Annotated in this window: 13 protein-coding genes, 2 tRNA genes and 1 pseudogene; 8 read left to right on the top strand and 8 right to left on the bottom strand. The window is 71.5% G+C overall.

The features are described from left to right. Nucleotides 1–9 precede the first annotated feature (9 nt). Nucleotides 10–768 carry an SDR family oxidoreductase gene (locus tag ACFFF6_RS06480; RefSeq protein ID WP_376979277.1) on the top strand — a complete coding sequence of 253 codons (759 nt, stop codon included), beginning with the start codon at nt 10–12 and terminating at the stop codon, nt 766–768. After that, the gene (locus ACFFF6_RS06475) at nt 768–1,514 is read left to right on the top strand and encodes a DsbA family oxidoreductase (RefSeq protein WP_376979275.1); all 747 of its coding nucleotides are present in this window, start codon (nt 768–770) and stop codon (nt 1,512–1,514) included. The genes ACFFF6_RS06480 and ACFFF6_RS06475 overlap by 1 nt, the downstream gene beginning before the upstream one ends. A 171-nt stretch (nt 1,515–1,685) precedes the next feature. On the opposite strand, the gene ACFFF6_RS06470 is transcribed toward ACFFF6_RS06475, so the two are convergent. After that, complete coding sequence (locus ACFFF6_RS06470; protein ID WP_376979273.1) at nt 1,686–3,206, bottom strand: MFS transporter; 1,521 nt, start codon at nt 3,204–3,206, stop codon at nt 1,686–1,688. A gap of 149 nt (nt 3,207–3,355) precedes the next feature. On the opposite strand from ACFFF6_RS06470, the gene ACFFF6_RS06465 reads away from it, so the two are divergent. Continuing rightward, the gene (locus ACFFF6_RS06465; protein WP_376979271.1) at nt 3,356–3,907 is read left to right on the top strand and encodes a TetR/AcrR family transcriptional regulator; all 552 of its coding nucleotides are present in this window, start codon (nt 3,356–3,358) and stop codon (nt 3,905–3,907) included. Nucleotides 3,908–3,968: 61 nt separating this feature from the next. Here ACFFF6_RS06465 and ACFFF6_RS06460 read toward each other — a convergent pair whose 3' ends face one another. The 5 genes from ACFFF6_RS06460 to ACFFF6_RS06440 all read right to left on the bottom strand — a co-directional run bounded on the left by ACFFF6_RS06460 (nt 3,969) and on the right by ACFFF6_RS06440 (nt 8,113). Next, nucleotides 3,969–4,730, bottom strand: coding sequence for a dienelactone hydrolase family protein (locus ACFFF6_RS06460; RefSeq protein ID WP_376979270.1), 762 nt, complete (start codon nt 4,728–4,730; stop codon nt 3,969–3,971). A gap of 1,034 nt (nt 4,731–5,764) precedes the next feature. Continuing rightward, nucleotides 5,765–6,121: a YciI family protein gene (locus ACFFF6_RS06455; RefSeq protein ID WP_376979268.1), complete on the bottom strand. Its 357-nt coding sequence runs from the start codon at nt 6,119–6,121 to the stop codon at nt 5,765–5,767. Beyond that, nucleotides 6,118–7,383 carry an RNA polymerase sigma factor gene (locus ACFFF6_RS06450; RefSeq protein WP_376979266.1) on the bottom strand — a complete coding sequence of 422 codons (1,266 nt, stop codon included), beginning with the start codon at nt 7,381–7,383 and terminating at the stop codon, nt 6,118–6,120. The genes ACFFF6_RS06455 and ACFFF6_RS06450 overlap by 4 nt, the downstream gene beginning before the upstream one ends. A 42-nt stretch (nt 7,384–7,425) precedes the next feature. Next, nucleotides 7,426–7,611 carry a hypothetical protein gene (locus tag ACFFF6_RS06445; RefSeq protein ID WP_376979264.1) on the bottom strand — a complete coding sequence of 62 codons (186 nt, stop codon included), beginning with the start codon at nt 7,609–7,611 and terminating at the stop codon, nt 7,426–7,428. Between the two features lie 428 nt (nt 7,612–8,039). Beyond that, nucleotides 8,040–8,113 (bottom strand) — tRNA-Lys (locus ACFFF6_RS06440). A 293-nt stretch (nt 8,114–8,406) separates the two neighbouring features. On the opposite strand from ACFFF6_RS06440, the gene ACFFF6_RS06435 reads away from it, so the two are divergent. The 4 genes and pseudogenes from ACFFF6_RS06435 to ACFFF6_RS06420 all read left to right on the top strand — a co-directional run bounded on the left by ACFFF6_RS06435 (nt 8,407) and on the right by ACFFF6_RS06420 (nt 11,073). Then, nucleotides 8,407–9,219 (top strand): hypothetical protein, encoded by an 813-nt coding sequence (locus tag ACFFF6_RS06435; protein WP_376979262.1) that lies wholly within the window; start codon nt 8,407–8,409, stop codon nt 9,217–9,219. 806 nt (nt 9,220–10,025) lie between these two features. Next, complete coding sequence (locus ACFFF6_RS06430; RefSeq protein WP_376979260.1) at nt 10,026–10,643, top strand: AAA family ATPase; 618 nt, start codon at nt 10,026–10,028, stop codon at nt 10,641–10,643. After that, nucleotides 10,562–10,789, top strand: a pseudogene (locus tag ACFFF6_RS06425) (AAA family ATPase); the annotation flags it as partial. The gene ACFFF6_RS06430 and the pseudogene ACFFF6_RS06425, both read left to right, overlap by 82 nt. Nucleotides 10,790–10,860: 71 nt before the next feature. After that, entirely contained in the window at nt 10,861–11,073 is a 213-nt protein-coding gene (locus ACFFF6_RS06420; RefSeq protein WP_376979259.1) for a hypothetical protein, read from the top strand. Nucleotides 11,074–11,199: 126 nt separating this feature from the next. Here ACFFF6_RS06420 and ACFFF6_RS06415 read toward each other — a convergent pair. Further along, a tRNA-Lys gene (locus ACFFF6_RS06415) sits at nt 11,200–11,273 on the bottom strand. A 127-nt stretch (nt 11,274–11,400) separates the two neighbouring features. Between ACFFF6_RS06415 and ACFFF6_RS06410 the strand changes: the two genes are divergently transcribed. Further along, on the top strand, nt 11,401–12,297 hold the full coding sequence (locus ACFFF6_RS06410; protein ID WP_376979257.1) for an NAD-dependent epimerase/dehydratase family protein: 897 nt from the start codon (nt 11,401–11,403) through the stop codon (nt 12,295–12,297). Nucleotides 12,298–12,315: 18 nt separating this feature from the next. Here the strand turns inward: ACFFF6_RS06410 and ACFFF6_RS06405 are convergent, their stop codons facing one another. Next, a complete protein-coding gene (locus tag ACFFF6_RS06405; protein WP_376979255.1) occupies nt 12,316–13,179 on the bottom strand; it encodes a methylenetetrahydrofolate reductase in 864 nt (287 codons plus the stop codon). Between the last annotated feature and the right edge of the window lie 17 nt (nt 13,180–13,196).

Below are 13,196 nucleotides of genomic sequence, written 5' to 3'. Positions count from 1 at the left end.
GGAGTGACCATGACCTCTCTGGCTGGCAAGACCGCCGTCGTGACCGGATCCTCGCGCGGAGTCGGCGCGGACACCGCGAAGCTCCTCGCCGCCCAGGGCGCGAACGTGGTCGTCAACTACCGCCAGAAGGCGCCCCGCGCGAACAAGGTCGTCGCGGAGATCGAGGCGGACGGCGGCCACGCGGTCGCCGTCGGCGCCGACCTCACCGATCCCGAGAGCGTCCGCGCCCTCCTGAGGACTGCCGTCGACACCTACGGCGGCCTCGACCTCCTGGTCCTGAACGCCTCCGGCGGCATGGAGACCGGCCTCGGCGAGGACTACGCGCTGCGTCTGAACCGTGACGCGCAGCTGGACGCGCTCCGGGCGGGGCTCGAGCTGATGGGCGAGGGCGGCCGCATCGTCTTCGTCACCAGCCACCAGGCGCACTTCATCCGCGAGGTCGAGACGATGCCCGAGTACGAGGCCGTCGCCCGCTCGAAGCGGGCCGGCGAGGACGCCCTGGTCGAGCAGATCCCGGCGATGACGGAGAAGGGCGTGTCCTTCGTGATCGTCTCCGGCGACATGATCGAGGGCACGGTCACCGCGACCATGCTGAACCGGGCCCGCCCGGGCGCGCTCGAGCAGCGCCGCGAGGCGGCCGGGCGCCTGTACTCCGTCGCCGAGTTCGCGGAGGAGGTCGCGAAGATGGCCACCGCCGATGTCGCCACCGGCCATGTCGAGCTGGTCGGCGGGGCCGACGACTTCCTGGCACAGGGCGGCCGGGCCTGATGACCGCGCGGGACGTCGCCGCAGGGCCGCCTGCGGCGGCCCCTGCGGGACGCGAGCTGCTGCTGATCGATGTCTGGGCCGATGTCATCTGCCCGTTCTGCCTGCTGGGCGACGAGCAGCTGCGCCGTGCGATCGAGGCCGAGGGACTGGATGACCGCGTCGAGGTCCGGATCCGTCGCCACTCCTTCGAGCTCGACCCGCATGCCCCGACCGAGGCGCGGAGCAGCCTGGACTATCTCGCGGCGAAGATGGGCACGGATCGTGACACCGTCGCGCAGCGCGAGGAGAAGGTCCGGTCCGCGGCCCAGGAGCTGGGGCTCGGGTTCACACTTGATCGTCCCGTCGCGAACACGCTGCCGGTGCACCGCGCCGTCCAGCACGCCTCCCGCGAGGGCCGTGACCACGAGCTGTTCCGTGCTGTGCAGAGGGCGTACTTCGCGGGCGATCTGGATCCCTTCGACGAGGATGCTCTGGTGGAGCTCGCATCGGGGCTGGGCCTCGAGGAGCGGGCGCTGCGCGCGGCGCTCGCCGATCCGGTCTCCGAACAGGCGGTCCGGACCGACGAGGATGCGGCGCGTCAGCTAGGCGTGAACGCCGTGCCCTTCACCGTCATCGCGGGCCGCCTCGGGGTTCCCGGGGCCGTGGGCGTCGACGCATTCCGCGAGGCGCTGCGCGAGGGGGTCGCGCTCCAGGAGGCGGACGGGGGCGTCGATCCCGAGGCGCCGGACGCGGAATCCGATTCCTGAGCCTCCTCTCGGGCAGCGTTCCCGGGCGCGGGTGCCTCCGTCGCGGATCGCTCGAGCCTCGCGGGCTCGCGAGACCTCGGAAGCGATGCCGCGGGTCCGCCCCGGTACGTCAGAACCGGGGCGGACCCGCGGCGGAGGCCGGGTCGGCGCGGGGACGGAGCCCCGAGCCGATCAGCGTGCGTGGCGGAGGGTCCTGCGGGCGATGCAGGCCGCGACCAGCATGAGCCCCATGCCGATGAGCGAGGTCAGCAGGACGCCCGAGTCGAAGGCGTGCTGCGCGGAGGCCAGCAGGGCATCGGCCGTGCTCGCCGGGAGCTGAGCCGCCACGGCGGTCGCTCCGCCCAGCGTGTGCGAAGCGTCCGTCGCCTGCTGCGCGCTCAGCCCCGCGGGCAGCACGAGGTGCGCGGTGTAGGCGGCGTTCAGGAGGCTGCCCAGCACCGCGGTGCCGAGCACCGACCCGGTCTCGTACGCGGTCTCCGAGATCGCGGAGGCGGCTCCGGCCTTCTCCGCGGGCACCGCGGCGAGGATCAGGTCGTTGCTGATCGTCTCCGCGGTGCCGACGCCCGCGCCGAGCACCATGAAGGCCAGCATCAGGGCGAGGTCCGAGCCCCACGTGCCGGTCACGGCGACGATCGTGAACCCGACCGCGTTCATGAGCAGACCGGCGACGACGGCCGTCCCCGGGGTGATGCGGCGGACGATCCGGACCACGAGGAGCCCGGCGACGATCGTGACGATCAGGCCCGGCACGAGCACCATGCCGGCCTTCATCGGGCTGAGCCCGCTGACCAGCTGCAGGTGCTGCGAGACGAAGTACAGGAAGCCGACCATCGAGAAGACGCTCAGCAGGTTCGCGGCCACCGCCCCGGAGAAGGCGGGGCGGGTGAACAGGGTGACGTCCAGCATGGGCGTCTCGCGGCGCAGCTGACGGCGCACGAAGACGATGCCCGCCAGGAGCGCGATCACGGCCGCCCCGACGGAGACGGCGGTCGCGCCCTCGCTCGCGAAGGACTTGATCGCGTAGGTCAGCGGGGTCATGGTCGCGAGCGCGAGGACGACGCTGACCGGATCGACGGGGCCGGGGTTCGGGTCGCGGGACTCCGGCACCAGGCGCGGTCCCAGGACGATCAGCGGCAGCATCACCGGAACGGCCATGAGGAAGACGGAGCCCCAGGAGAAGTGCTCGAGCAGAAAGCCGCCGACGATGGGGCCCAGGGCCGCGCCGCCGGAGAAACCGGCGGCCCAGATCGCGATCGCGGTACGCCGCTCGGTCGGATCGGTGAAGATGTTCCGGATCAGCGAGAGGGTCGCGGGCATGAGCATCGCGCCGAAGAAGCCCATGAGGGCACGGGCCGCGATGAGTGCCGCCGCGGTGGGGGCGAAGGCTGCGGCGGCGGAGATGACCGTGAAGCCGGTGCCCCCGATCAGCAGCAGCCGTCGACGCCCCAGCCGGTCTCCGAGAGCGCCCATCGGTACCAGCAGACCCGCGAGGACCAGCGGGTAGACGTCGATGATCCACAGCTGCTGCGGCCCCGAGGGCGCGAGCGCCTCCGAGATCAGCGGGAGCGCGAAGGACAGGACCGTGTTGTCCACCGCGACCAGGAGCACGGGAAGCATGAGGACGGCGAGCGCGGCCCAGCGTGCGCGGGCGCCGGTGCGGGGTGTCGTCGTGGTGGCGGGTGCGGACAGCACGATTCCTCCAGGGTCTGCGGGCGCGGCATCTCCGCGCCGATCTCGACTCTAAACCGTCCGGTCGGTACAGTAAAGAGAGGGTGACGGGAGCCGCTCCCGGACGGGGGCTGTGCCGCAGAACCGGAACGACGACGGGCTAGGGTCGTGGCATGTCCGCTCGCGATGCTCTGCTCGACGCCTACGAGGCGATCCTTCTCGATGACGGCGTGCGCGCCGCCACGCTCGAGGCCGTCGCCGCTCGGGCAGGCGTGTCCAAGGGGGGGCTGCTCTACCACTTCCCCTCGAAGGACGCCCTCGTCGCCGGGCTGGTCGCCCGGCTCGAGGCCCTTGCGGCCGAGGATCGGGATCGGATGCGGCAGGCGCCCGAGGGGGCGGTCCGGTACTACATCCGCACCTCGAACTGGTCGGGCAGCTCCCTGGACCGGGCGCTCGTGGCGACCTCGCAGCTGGCCCAGGAGTCCGATGTCGCTGCACGGGACGTCGTCGCGCGCATCGGTCAGGAATGGCTCGAGCTGATCGTCGAGCAGATCGGGGATCGAGCCATCAGCAGGGCGATCCTGCTGATCGGGGACGGGCTGTACTACAACGCGGCTCTCACCGGCGGCACCTACAACACCCTGACGGGCGAGCAGTCGCTCGAGGAGCTGCTCGAGGTCGTCGACCATCTGGTCGAGCTCGCGGGAGCCCGAAGGGCCTCCTGATCCACCGGGGATCCTCGAGGTCGGGTGGAGCCCGGGTCGCAGACGGCGGGACGGGGAGCGATCAGCTGCTGCGCCGCAGCTGCGTGCGGAGGAACGATTCCGTCAGGGCCCACGCGCGCTCGGCGGCCTCGGCGTGATGCAGTCCCGGATGCGGATTGTCGAAGGCGTGACCGGCCCCCTCGAAGAGCTCGAAGCGCACCTGCGGTCGTGAGCCCTCGGCCGTGACCGCGGCCCGGATCTTCTGGACGGTCTCGATCGGGATGAAGGCGTCGGCCGTGCCGAACAGGTGCAGGCTGGGGAGGTCGACGAGCGCGGCGCGGTCGAGCAGCGTGGGCAGGGCGGAGCCGTAGAAGCTGACCAGAGCCGCGGGGGCGTCGCCACGGGCCGATGCGGTGGCGGCCGCGGAGAAGGCGAGCCCGCCCCCGTAGCAGAAGCCGAGCAGCGCGACGCGCCCCTCGTCGACCTGGGGGAGGGCTCGCAGCGCCGCGAGCGCGGCGACGGCATCGGCCTCCGCGCGCTCCCAGGGCAGCGCCGATGCGCAGGCCATCCCGCGTCCCAGCCAGGCCTCGAAGTCCTCCCCGTCCGGGACGTCGGAGACCGGGGGATCGAGCCGCGCGAACAGCTGCGGCGCGAGCACGACCATGCCGAGCGCGGCGAGATCCGCGCAGCGCTGCCGGATGTAGGGCGAGAGCCCGAAGATCTCCTGGAGCACGACGACCCCCGGTCGCGGTCGCGAGGGCCCCACGGGGGCCCAGAGCAGGCCCGGGAGGACCCCGTCGTCGGTCGGGATCTCGAACGGGAGCGGCGGCTCGGAGGCGGTCATCTGCCGAGCCTAGCGCGGACGGTCGAGGTGGAGCACGGCGTCGCCCTGATCCCGCTGGCCGCGGGGCGGCGTCTCCGTGGTCGCGGCGGCCGCGCTCCTGACGGGGATCTCCGCCCGAGCGGCGAGATGCCCGGTGACGACGAGACCCCGTCGTCTCCGACGGGATCTCGCTCGCGGTGCGTCATCAGGGACTCGGGCCACGGATCCGCTGGTGAAGCGTCCCGCCGCAAACGCGCAGGTCATAGAGCTGGACTTCGTCGCTCGCCGTCCTCCTCGATCGGCGCGGCCACGACTGAGCCGGCTTCAGCCCAACCGGGCGGACAGGGGGGAACCATAAGACCGCTCGCGGTGAGCGGGTCACATGGCTTGCCCGGACCGCGCGGTCGCTGGCGGATGCGCCGGCTCTTCTCGACCGCGGTATCCACCGCGGTGGAGCGGTCACCGATACGATGCGTCGAGCTGACCGGCCGTGGGGCTGGCGGACGTCGGTCGGCCGTGAACGGTCCGCAGTCGGCCGTGACGGTGACCGCCTTCCCTCGTCCTCTGCTCGGCAGTCTCCTGTGCCAGGCTGTAGCAGTCCTGGCCCGGGCCTGGTACATCGTCCGATATGAACTCCCCGTGATTCCCCGACCCGCAGGAGGTCGTCGATCGCCCCGGTGGCACCTTCGTGGAGGCCCTCGTCAATGCCGTCGACGGCGCTCCGGGGATCCGCGTTCGCGACGAGGAGCCCTTCCGCGGGATCCGGAGCGGGACATCCTTCGTCACGAGGGTCACGCGTCATCACCCCGGCGACCGGATCGCGGACCGCCACGACCGACACGCGGAGGATCGTCACACCCTCAGGCCCGAATCGCACGCCGGAGAACGGCCACGACTCCCGGCGATTCGACTCACCGCACGCGTGAAAGATCGACGTCAGCCTGCTCGGGAGAGCGATCCGGGAGGGGCGGGCGCTCTTGAGAGCTCCGATGGGATCCGTGCGGGCCATCGACGAAAGCCCCTGGGGTCGCCCCGGGGAATTCTCCGGCTCCCGATCATTCCCGATCCCACGGGAGCTTCACCAGCGGCAGGATGTAGATGCGGCCGAGAAGGGCGACTGGATGCTTCGCCATGTACTCGGCGGCCTCGTCGATCGAGTCGGCGGTGATCAGGTCATAGCCCGCGAACCACTCCTTGAACTCTGGGAACGGACCGTCGGTGACGAGGGTCCGGCCCTCGCGCACGGCGACGGACTTCGCCCGCTCGGGGCCCGCGACCGGCCCGCCTCGGCCGAGACGACCGGCGTCCTCCCCCTCGGCGGCCCAGCGCTCGAGCATCGCCTGGTCCTCGGACTGGGACAGGTCGGTGCCGGTGGGGTCGGACATGTGGATGATGAGGTAGGTGTTGCTCATGAGGATTCTCCATTCGGTGATGCGAGCTGATGTCGTCGGCGGATGAGGTGTGTGGTCTCGGCGGTGTTCCCCGCCAGATCGATCGCGCGGTCATAGGCCGCCCGGGCGTCGGCGGAGCGGCCGATCGCGCGGAGGAGCTCCGCTCTGGTCGCGTGGAAGGCATGGTGGCCGTCGAGCTTGTCGGTGAGCCGGTCGACGATCGCGAGAGCGAGGTCGGGTGAGTCGTGCTCGGAGAGCGCGATGGCCTTGTTGAGGGTGACGAGCGGGCTCGGGTCGATCTTCTCGAGCCGGGAGTAGAGACTCGCGACGCGCCCCCAGTCGGTGTCACGCGGATGCGGGGCGGTGACGTGGGCGGCGTTGATCTCCGCGAGCAGCCGGTACCTGCCGGAGGGCTCATCAGCCTCCCGTGATCCGAGCAGGTGCAGGCCCTCGGCGACGAGCTCTCGGTTCCAGGATCCGCGATCCTGCTCGTCGAGCCGCACCAGCTCACCGTCGGCCGATACGCGAGCTGGAGAGCGTGCGTCGGTGAGCAGCATCAACGCGAGCAGACCGACCACCTCGGCATCGTCCGGACGGAGCTCGTGCAGGAGTCGGGCGAGGCGGATCGCCTCCGCGGTCAGGTCGCGCCGAATCGCGGGGGTGTCGGGGCCGGACGCGAGGTATCCCTCGTTGAAGATGAGGTACAGCACCACGAGGACGGCATCGACGCGCGCGGGGAGGTCCTGCGCCTCGGGAATCGCGAAGGGGATGCCGGCCGCCTTGATCTTCGCCTTGGCCCGGCTGATTCGCTGCCCCATGGTCGTGTCCTGCACCAGGAACGCGTGGGCGATCTCGGCGACAGCGAGACCGCCGACGATCCTCAGGGTCAGAGCGACGCGAGCGTCCAGGGAGAGTGCCGGGTGGCAGCAGATGAACAGCAGCCGCAGTCGATCGTCCTCGATGGCACCGGTCGGGGCGGCGGGTTCCGGATCGTGCATCCTCAGCGCCTCCCGGTGCTTCTCGTCTCGACGCGCCTCGCGTCGCAGTCGGTCGATCGCCCGGCGGTTCGCTGTCGTGGTCACCCACCCGGCCGGGTTCGGCGGGATGCCGTGTGCCGGCCAATGCTCGACGGCGGTCGCGAATGCCTCCGCCGTCATCTCCTCGGCCAGATCGAGGTCGCCGAACCGTCGCGTGAGTCCTGCGACGATCCGCCCCCATTCCTCACGATGCGTGCGCGTGATCACCGTCGCGACATCCCGAGCGTCGTCCCGGGGTCTGGGCATGGTCATCTCTCCTCGCTCCCATCGGCTCCACGAGCGGGCCGCTCAGCGTACGACGGTCCTGCGGAAGATGCGCCGGATCGGTGTGCGGCGGGAGGCCTTCCGCGACGGGTGGCCCGTCTCGTCGGCCGCCACGCATTCAGCGACGAGGCGACGCCGTTCCGCCTCGATCATGGCCTGCTGGATCCCGGCCTGGTGGCAGATGATCATCGACATCGGATCGAGATGCATCGGGGCGTCCTTCCTGATCGCGCCGGGATCGTTGCATCCCGGCTATCAGGACCACGAACGGGTGAGGCCCATTTCGACACGGGCATCGATCGTGAGCTCGAGACCCGCCATCGGACGCTGAACGATATACCGCTGGCTGCCTGGAGCCATGGCGACCGAACCACCCAGGAACTGCTGCGGTTCCTGGGGCGTTCGGTCGTCTCGCGATCCGTCCGCGGCGTTGCGCGCCTCCTCGACGGCCGCCGGTATCCGATCCCGATCCGCCACGCGGTGCCCTGCCTCCTGCGCGCACCGGCGGATCGACTCGAGCTGCTGAGGATCCCGCCGAGCCGACTCCGCGCGTGGGGCGCTCCCCTTCGGCCTCGATCGGTGCGGCGTCCGCGGACACGACGAAGCCCCCCGGCCGTCTGGCCGAGGGGCTTCTGCGGTGCGTCATCAGGGACTCGAACCCCGGACCCGCTGATTAAGAGTCAGCTGCTCTAACCAACTGAGCTAATGACGCGAACGGAGAAGACTCTACACGCTGCGGGCGGGTCCGGGCGCCCCGACGGCAGGGCCGGGCACATGATGCCCATCACTCGTGTGCGCGGCGGGCTTGGGAGGTCGACACGCCGCGGAAGCCGCCCACCGCTTGACCCCCGACTTCCTCCATGGAAGTGTATGGAGTTGTCGGATAATTGGTCAACGAAGAGTAAAGTCGCTGAAGCTCGACGGAGCCCACCTCGACACCGGAGCCGGACCGGCTCCGTGCACCACCGCATCAGGGGGAACCGCATGCCCGTCCTGTCCCACACCATGACCAGCTCTTTCCGGGCGCTGCGGACCCGCAGCCGCGCGGGGATCGCCGCTGCTCTCGCCCTGCCGATGATCGCGGGGGCTGGACTCATCGGGATCGGCCTCGCCGGGATCCAGGGCGCGTCGGGGGAGACTCCTCCCTCGCAGGGCGCCGTGCTCCCCGCCGCGGGGGACGGCCCGGCACGGACGGAGGTGCCCGAGCAGTTCTTCCCGACGGGCCCGCAGGAGCGCACCGCCCAGCAGTCCGCGTCCGGGGAGCTCGTCGTCCCCGTCTCGGAGCTCGAGCATGAGCTCGCCCAGTGGGAGACCCTGCCCGGGAGCGCCGACGCGGTCGCCTGCACCGGTCCTGCGCCGGCCCGCCAGCCGGCCGATCTGCCGGCATGCGTGCTCACGGACGGTGAGGGCGGGACGACCACCTATCACGTGCATGTCGCGCAGCTCGCCGGCGACCAGGACGGCTACGGGATCTTCTTCAGCCGCGGCCGTCCGCTCGATCCCGTGGCGGCGGAGGCGCTGTCCTACGACGCGCACGCCGTCGCGGTGTACCCCGTCTACGAGGAGACCTCGACGAGCATGCCCGAGGTGCTCTCCGCCGAGGGCGCGGCGGCGACGGCCCAGAACGTCCTGGCAGGCAACGATGTCGAGGGGCTCGAGGTCATCGAGGTCGATGGCGCCGTGGATCTCCGGCAGGCGCGGGCCGTGTCCGGCACCGCGCGTGATGCGTTCTCCGGCCAGGAGGTGCCGATCACGCTCATCCCGGTCGTCCTCGACGGCGAGGCGCCCGCGCTCGTGGTCAGCATCCCCGCCGGCTGACGGCGGCCGGGAACGACGGAGCCCCCGCCGCCGCTGCGACGGGGGCTCCGGTGTCGGTCGGAGTCCTGCGGTCGCGGCGATGAGCGCTCTGCCCAGGCCGACCTCGCAGCCCTCGTCGACCGATCGGCAGGGGAGCGGTGGAGCACCGGGCACGCCGCGACGTGAAGCGCGCAGTGCGGCTGCGATCGCACAGCGCGACCGGGCACGGCCGCATGGCCTGACCTGGCGGGGGCGTCCTGGTCGGATGCCGGCAGTTCCTCTGCCCGGGGGCGGCGGAGCTGACACGATGCGCGTATGACGCAGCACTGATCCTCCGCGATGGATGTGCCCTCATGGGCCCGACCCCGCCATGCCATCGGACGGCGGGGCGTGCTCGTCGTCCCCGCAGCATGATGATCCGCGAGAGATCGGTGCGCTGCGCCGAGGCGCTCCCCTCCGGCTCGTTGTGCGCCCGGTGAGGAGCCGCGGCTGATCTCCGGTGCGGGGCTGGCGCTCCGATGCCGAGAGACGCCGTTCGGCGAGACCGCCTGCCTCGGGCGACCAGAGCCGGTCACCGACGAACGGGCCGATCGGGTGCCCGACGCCGCGCTGCGCGGAGAGCCCGTGAGGGCGCCGCCCCGAGACGGGCCCAGGTCGACCAGCAGGAGGTCTCCGCCGACCTCTGCCATGGCCGCGGAAGCGCGGACACCGCAGCGCGCCGTGCACCGCATCCTCCGACCGCTGTCCGGGATCTCCGCCGGCCCGTAGAAGGACACGCCATGACCGCGCCCGTCCGTGCCCCCACCAGAACCACCGAAGGACACCTCATGAACACACCCGCCGACGCTCCCGCGCGCGCCGATCGGACGAGCCGTGCCGACCAGGTCCTCCCCGTCCTGTGGCTGTGCGGTGCGCCCGCCTCCGGCAAGTCCACGACCGCATGGAACCTGTTCGCCTCGAGACCGGAGGAGCAGATCGCCTACCTCGACATCGACCAGCTCGCGATGCTGCTCCCCGACCCCGGGGACTCGTTCGCGCTGGCGGTCGGGAATCTGGCTGCGATCACGCGTCTGCACCGCGCCCTCGGCACCCGTGCTCTGATCGTGTCCGGGGTCATCGACCCCGAGCAGATGGTGGAGATCGACGACGCGCTCGGCGATGACGCCGTCGTGACCTGGTGCCTCATGGATGCCGACGGCCGCACCCTGCGCCGACGGATCACGGAACGCGGCTGGCCCGAGGAGCTGATCGACCGGGCCCTCGCCGAAGCTCGCGACCTCCGCCGCACCTCCATCGCGCACCGCATCACCACCACCTGGGCGACCCTCCCGCAGAGGGCGCGGACCGAGGGCGCTGCTGCGTCATCATCACGGGCGCTCCGGCCTCCGGGAAGAGCACCCTCTCCCGCCGACTCGCGGAAACCCTCGAACGATCCGCTGTGCTGAACGGCGACCAGATCCACGGGATCATCGTCGGAGGGCGCGTCTGGGCCCTGGGGGAGCCGCGGGAGGAAGCCGACCGGCAGACCCGACTCGGCAACCAGAACCTCGTGAGCCTCGCCAGGAACTGCGCCGAGGCCGGATTCACGCCGGTGATCGACTGGATCATCCCTGATGCCGGTCAGCTCGCCCAGTTCGTCGACGGACTGGCACCGCTTCCGGTGTGGCTCATCGTCCTGGATCCGGGGCCGAGGCCTGTCGCGAGCGCAACCTGCAGCGCGAGGACAGGTTCGACTTCGACGGCCTCGACGAGCTCGTCGAGGGCATGCGGGATGCCTTCGGGTCCCGATCCTGGTGGCTCACGTCCACGGAACAGAGCCCCGAGGAGACCCTCGAGCTCATCCTCGACCGGGCGCGCTCGGCCGCTCGACGCTGAGGCACGGCCTGCCGAGCACGGCGCCGACGGGCGGCGTGCTCCGCAGGAGGGGGTCTGCCACGGGCCTCGGGCTGCTCGGCGACGACGAAGCCCCCGTCGCTGCTGCGACGGGGGCTTCGGTGTCGGTGCGTCATCAGGGACTCGAACCCCGGACCCGCTGATTAAGAGTCAGCTGCTCTAACCAACTGAGCTAATGACGCCAACGAGGACGACTCTACCGCCGTCGGAGGGCCGGAGGAAATCGGGGCCGCAGGTCTGTGAGCGAGGTGACAGCGCAGGTGATCGCCTAGACTGGGCTACCGCACCCTGTCAGTGGAGGAGGCCCACGTGAGGATCGCTGTGACCGGCGCTACCGGAGTGCTCGGACAGGAGGCCGTCGCCGCCCTCGTCGCCGAAGGGCATGAGGTGACCGGGGTGACTCGTCGTGAACGGGGAATCCCCGTGATCGAGGGACGCGGCGCGAGCGCCGTCGTCGCCGACGTCTTCGACGCCTCCGAGCTCGAGCGCGTCTTCGCCGGGCACGACGTCGTCATCAACACCCTCGCGCATGTGCCGATCGGCATGGCCGCGATGCGGCCGCTGGCCTGGCGCGAGGACGATCGCCTCCACCTCGAGGCCTCCGTCGCGATCGCCGCGGCGGCGGCGGCCGCAGGCGTGGAGCGCCTCGTCCAGGAGTCGACGGTCTACCTGTACCCGGACAACGGATCCGAGTGGATCGGCGAGGACGAGCCGCTGTCCGTGCGCAACCAGGCCTTCCGTCCCCGCGTCCGCGAGATGCGCGCCGCCGTCGACTTCGCCTCCGCCGGTCGCACCGCCGTGATCCTGCGGCTGGGACAGCTGTTCGGCCGTGACCCGCAGACCACCCATGCGCTGAAGGCGACCCGCGAGGGCCAGGCGATCCTGCTGGGCAAGCCGGAGAACTACGTGACCCTCCTGCACCATCGCGATGCGGGGCGCGCCTTCGTCGCCGCCCTGCAGGCCGGGAGCGGCTTCTACAACGTGGGCGGCGAGCCGATCACGCGGCGCCGCTGGGCGAAGGATCTCGGCGCGGAGGCCGGGGCGAAGGGGCCGGCGAAGTTCTTCCCGGACCTGACCCAGGCGATCGTCGGCACGCGTCTGGACGTGCAGCGTCGTTCGCTGCGCGTCTCCTCGCTGCGGTTCATGTCGGAGACCGGCTGGCGTCCCACCATCGGCCCCTCCAGTCCGGGGTGGTCCCGCATGTGATCTGCGCGGTGCGGACGCTCAGCGGCCGGTCCACCAGGCAGCGGTCTCCTCGAGGGCGTTGAAGGTGTACACGTGCGGCGCGAGCAGTCCCAGCCGAGGGTCACCGCGATGGCGGCCCAGCTCGTCCAGCAGGGCATCGGGGTGCCATGCCCCCGGCCCGGCGAGGTGCCGCATGCCGCTCCCATGGCGGTGCAGCATGCGCAGGGAGGCGCCGACTCCCACGCGGCGTCCGACCTTCAGCAGGCGCGTCCGGCTCACCGGCCCGGCGACCCCGGGACGCACCTGCAGATCGATCCCGGCCTCGCGCAGGCTGCGCACCCACCGGAGCACGTGCTCGGCCTCGAAGCACATCTGCGTGACCGCGTAGCCGGCATGCTCGGCCTTCCGGCGCAGCAGCTCGCGCTCCCGACCCGGGGTGAGATAGGGGTGGCCCTCGGGGTAGCCGCCGACCCCGAGGGCGAGCCCGGGATCGGCGGAGTGCAGGGCCTCGAGCAGCTCCAGGGCGCCGCTGAACGGACCTGCGGGTCGTGCCGGATCGCCCGCGATGACGAAGGCCTCGCCGATGCCGACCTCCCCGAGCCGGGCCGCGATCTCCTGTGCCTGGCGCGATCCGGTGATACGGCGGGCCGCGAGGTGCGGGATCGGCGTGAAGCCGGCGCGGGCGAGATCGATGCTCAGGGCGAGCGTCGCCTCCTGCCCCTGGGCGGGGGAGGAGGTGACGCTCACCCGGGCGCCGCGGGGAAGGTGCGCGATCACCGACTCGAGAGTTCCCGGCAGAGGGATCACCTCGAACTGGGCGCGGCCGGGAAGGGCGTCCCGAGGTCCGGGACGCGGTGAGGCCTGCGCGATGCGGGCCGGTTCCTCCGATGCGTCCACGCTCATCGTTCGGCGTCCTCCTT

Origin of the sequence: Brachybacterium hainanense, assembly GCF_042434575.1 — a bacterium.
GTDB classification, from domain to species: Bacteria; Actinomycetota; Actinomycetes; order Actinomycetales; family Dermabacteraceae; genus Brachybacterium; species Brachybacterium hainanense.
Note: the sequence above shows the minus strand (reverse complement) of the source record. Positions and strands in the feature narration are given on the sequence as shown.

Excerpts from the sequence above, each read along its gene's own strand:
- ACFFF6_RS06460 (WP_376979270.1), bottom strand. The coding sequence starts at position 4,730 with ATGACCGCCTCCGAGCCGCCGCTCCCGTTCGAGATCCCGACCGACGAC.
- ACFFF6_RS06480 (WP_376979277.1), top strand. The coding sequence starts at position 10 with ATGACCTCTCTGGCTGGCAAGACCGCCGTCGTGACCGGATCCTCGCGC.
- ACFFF6_RS06475 (WP_376979275.1), top strand. The coding sequence starts at position 768 with ATGACCGCGCGGGACGTCGCCGCAGGGCCGCCTGCGGCGGCCCCTGCG.
- ACFFF6_RS06405 (WP_376979255.1), bottom strand. The coding sequence starts at position 13,179 with ATGAGCGTGGACGCATCGGAGGAACCGGCCCGCATCGCGCAGGCCTCA.
- ACFFF6_RS06445 (WP_376979264.1), bottom strand. The coding sequence starts at position 7,611 with ATGCATCTCGATCCGATGTCGATGATCATCTGCCACCAGGCCGGGATC.
- ACFFF6_RS06455 (WP_376979268.1), bottom strand. The coding sequence starts at position 6,121 with ATGAGCAACACCTACCTCATCATCCACATGTCCGACCCCACCGGCACC.
- ACFFF6_RS06450 (WP_376979266.1), bottom strand. The coding sequence starts at position 7,383 with ATGCCCAGACCCCGGGACGACGCTCGGGATGTCGCGACGGTGATCACG.
- ACFFF6_RS06465 (WP_376979271.1), top strand. The coding sequence starts at position 3,356 with ATGTCCGCTCGCGATGCTCTGCTCGACGCCTACGAGGCGATCCTTCTC.
- ACFFF6_RS06435 (WP_376979262.1), top strand. The coding sequence starts at position 8,407 with ATGACCAGCTCTTTCCGGGCGCTGCGGACCCGCAGCCGCGCGGGGATC.
- ACFFF6_RS06430 (WP_376979260.1), top strand. The coding sequence starts at position 10,026 with ATGAACACACCCGCCGACGCTCCCGCGCGCGCCGATCGGACGAGCCGT.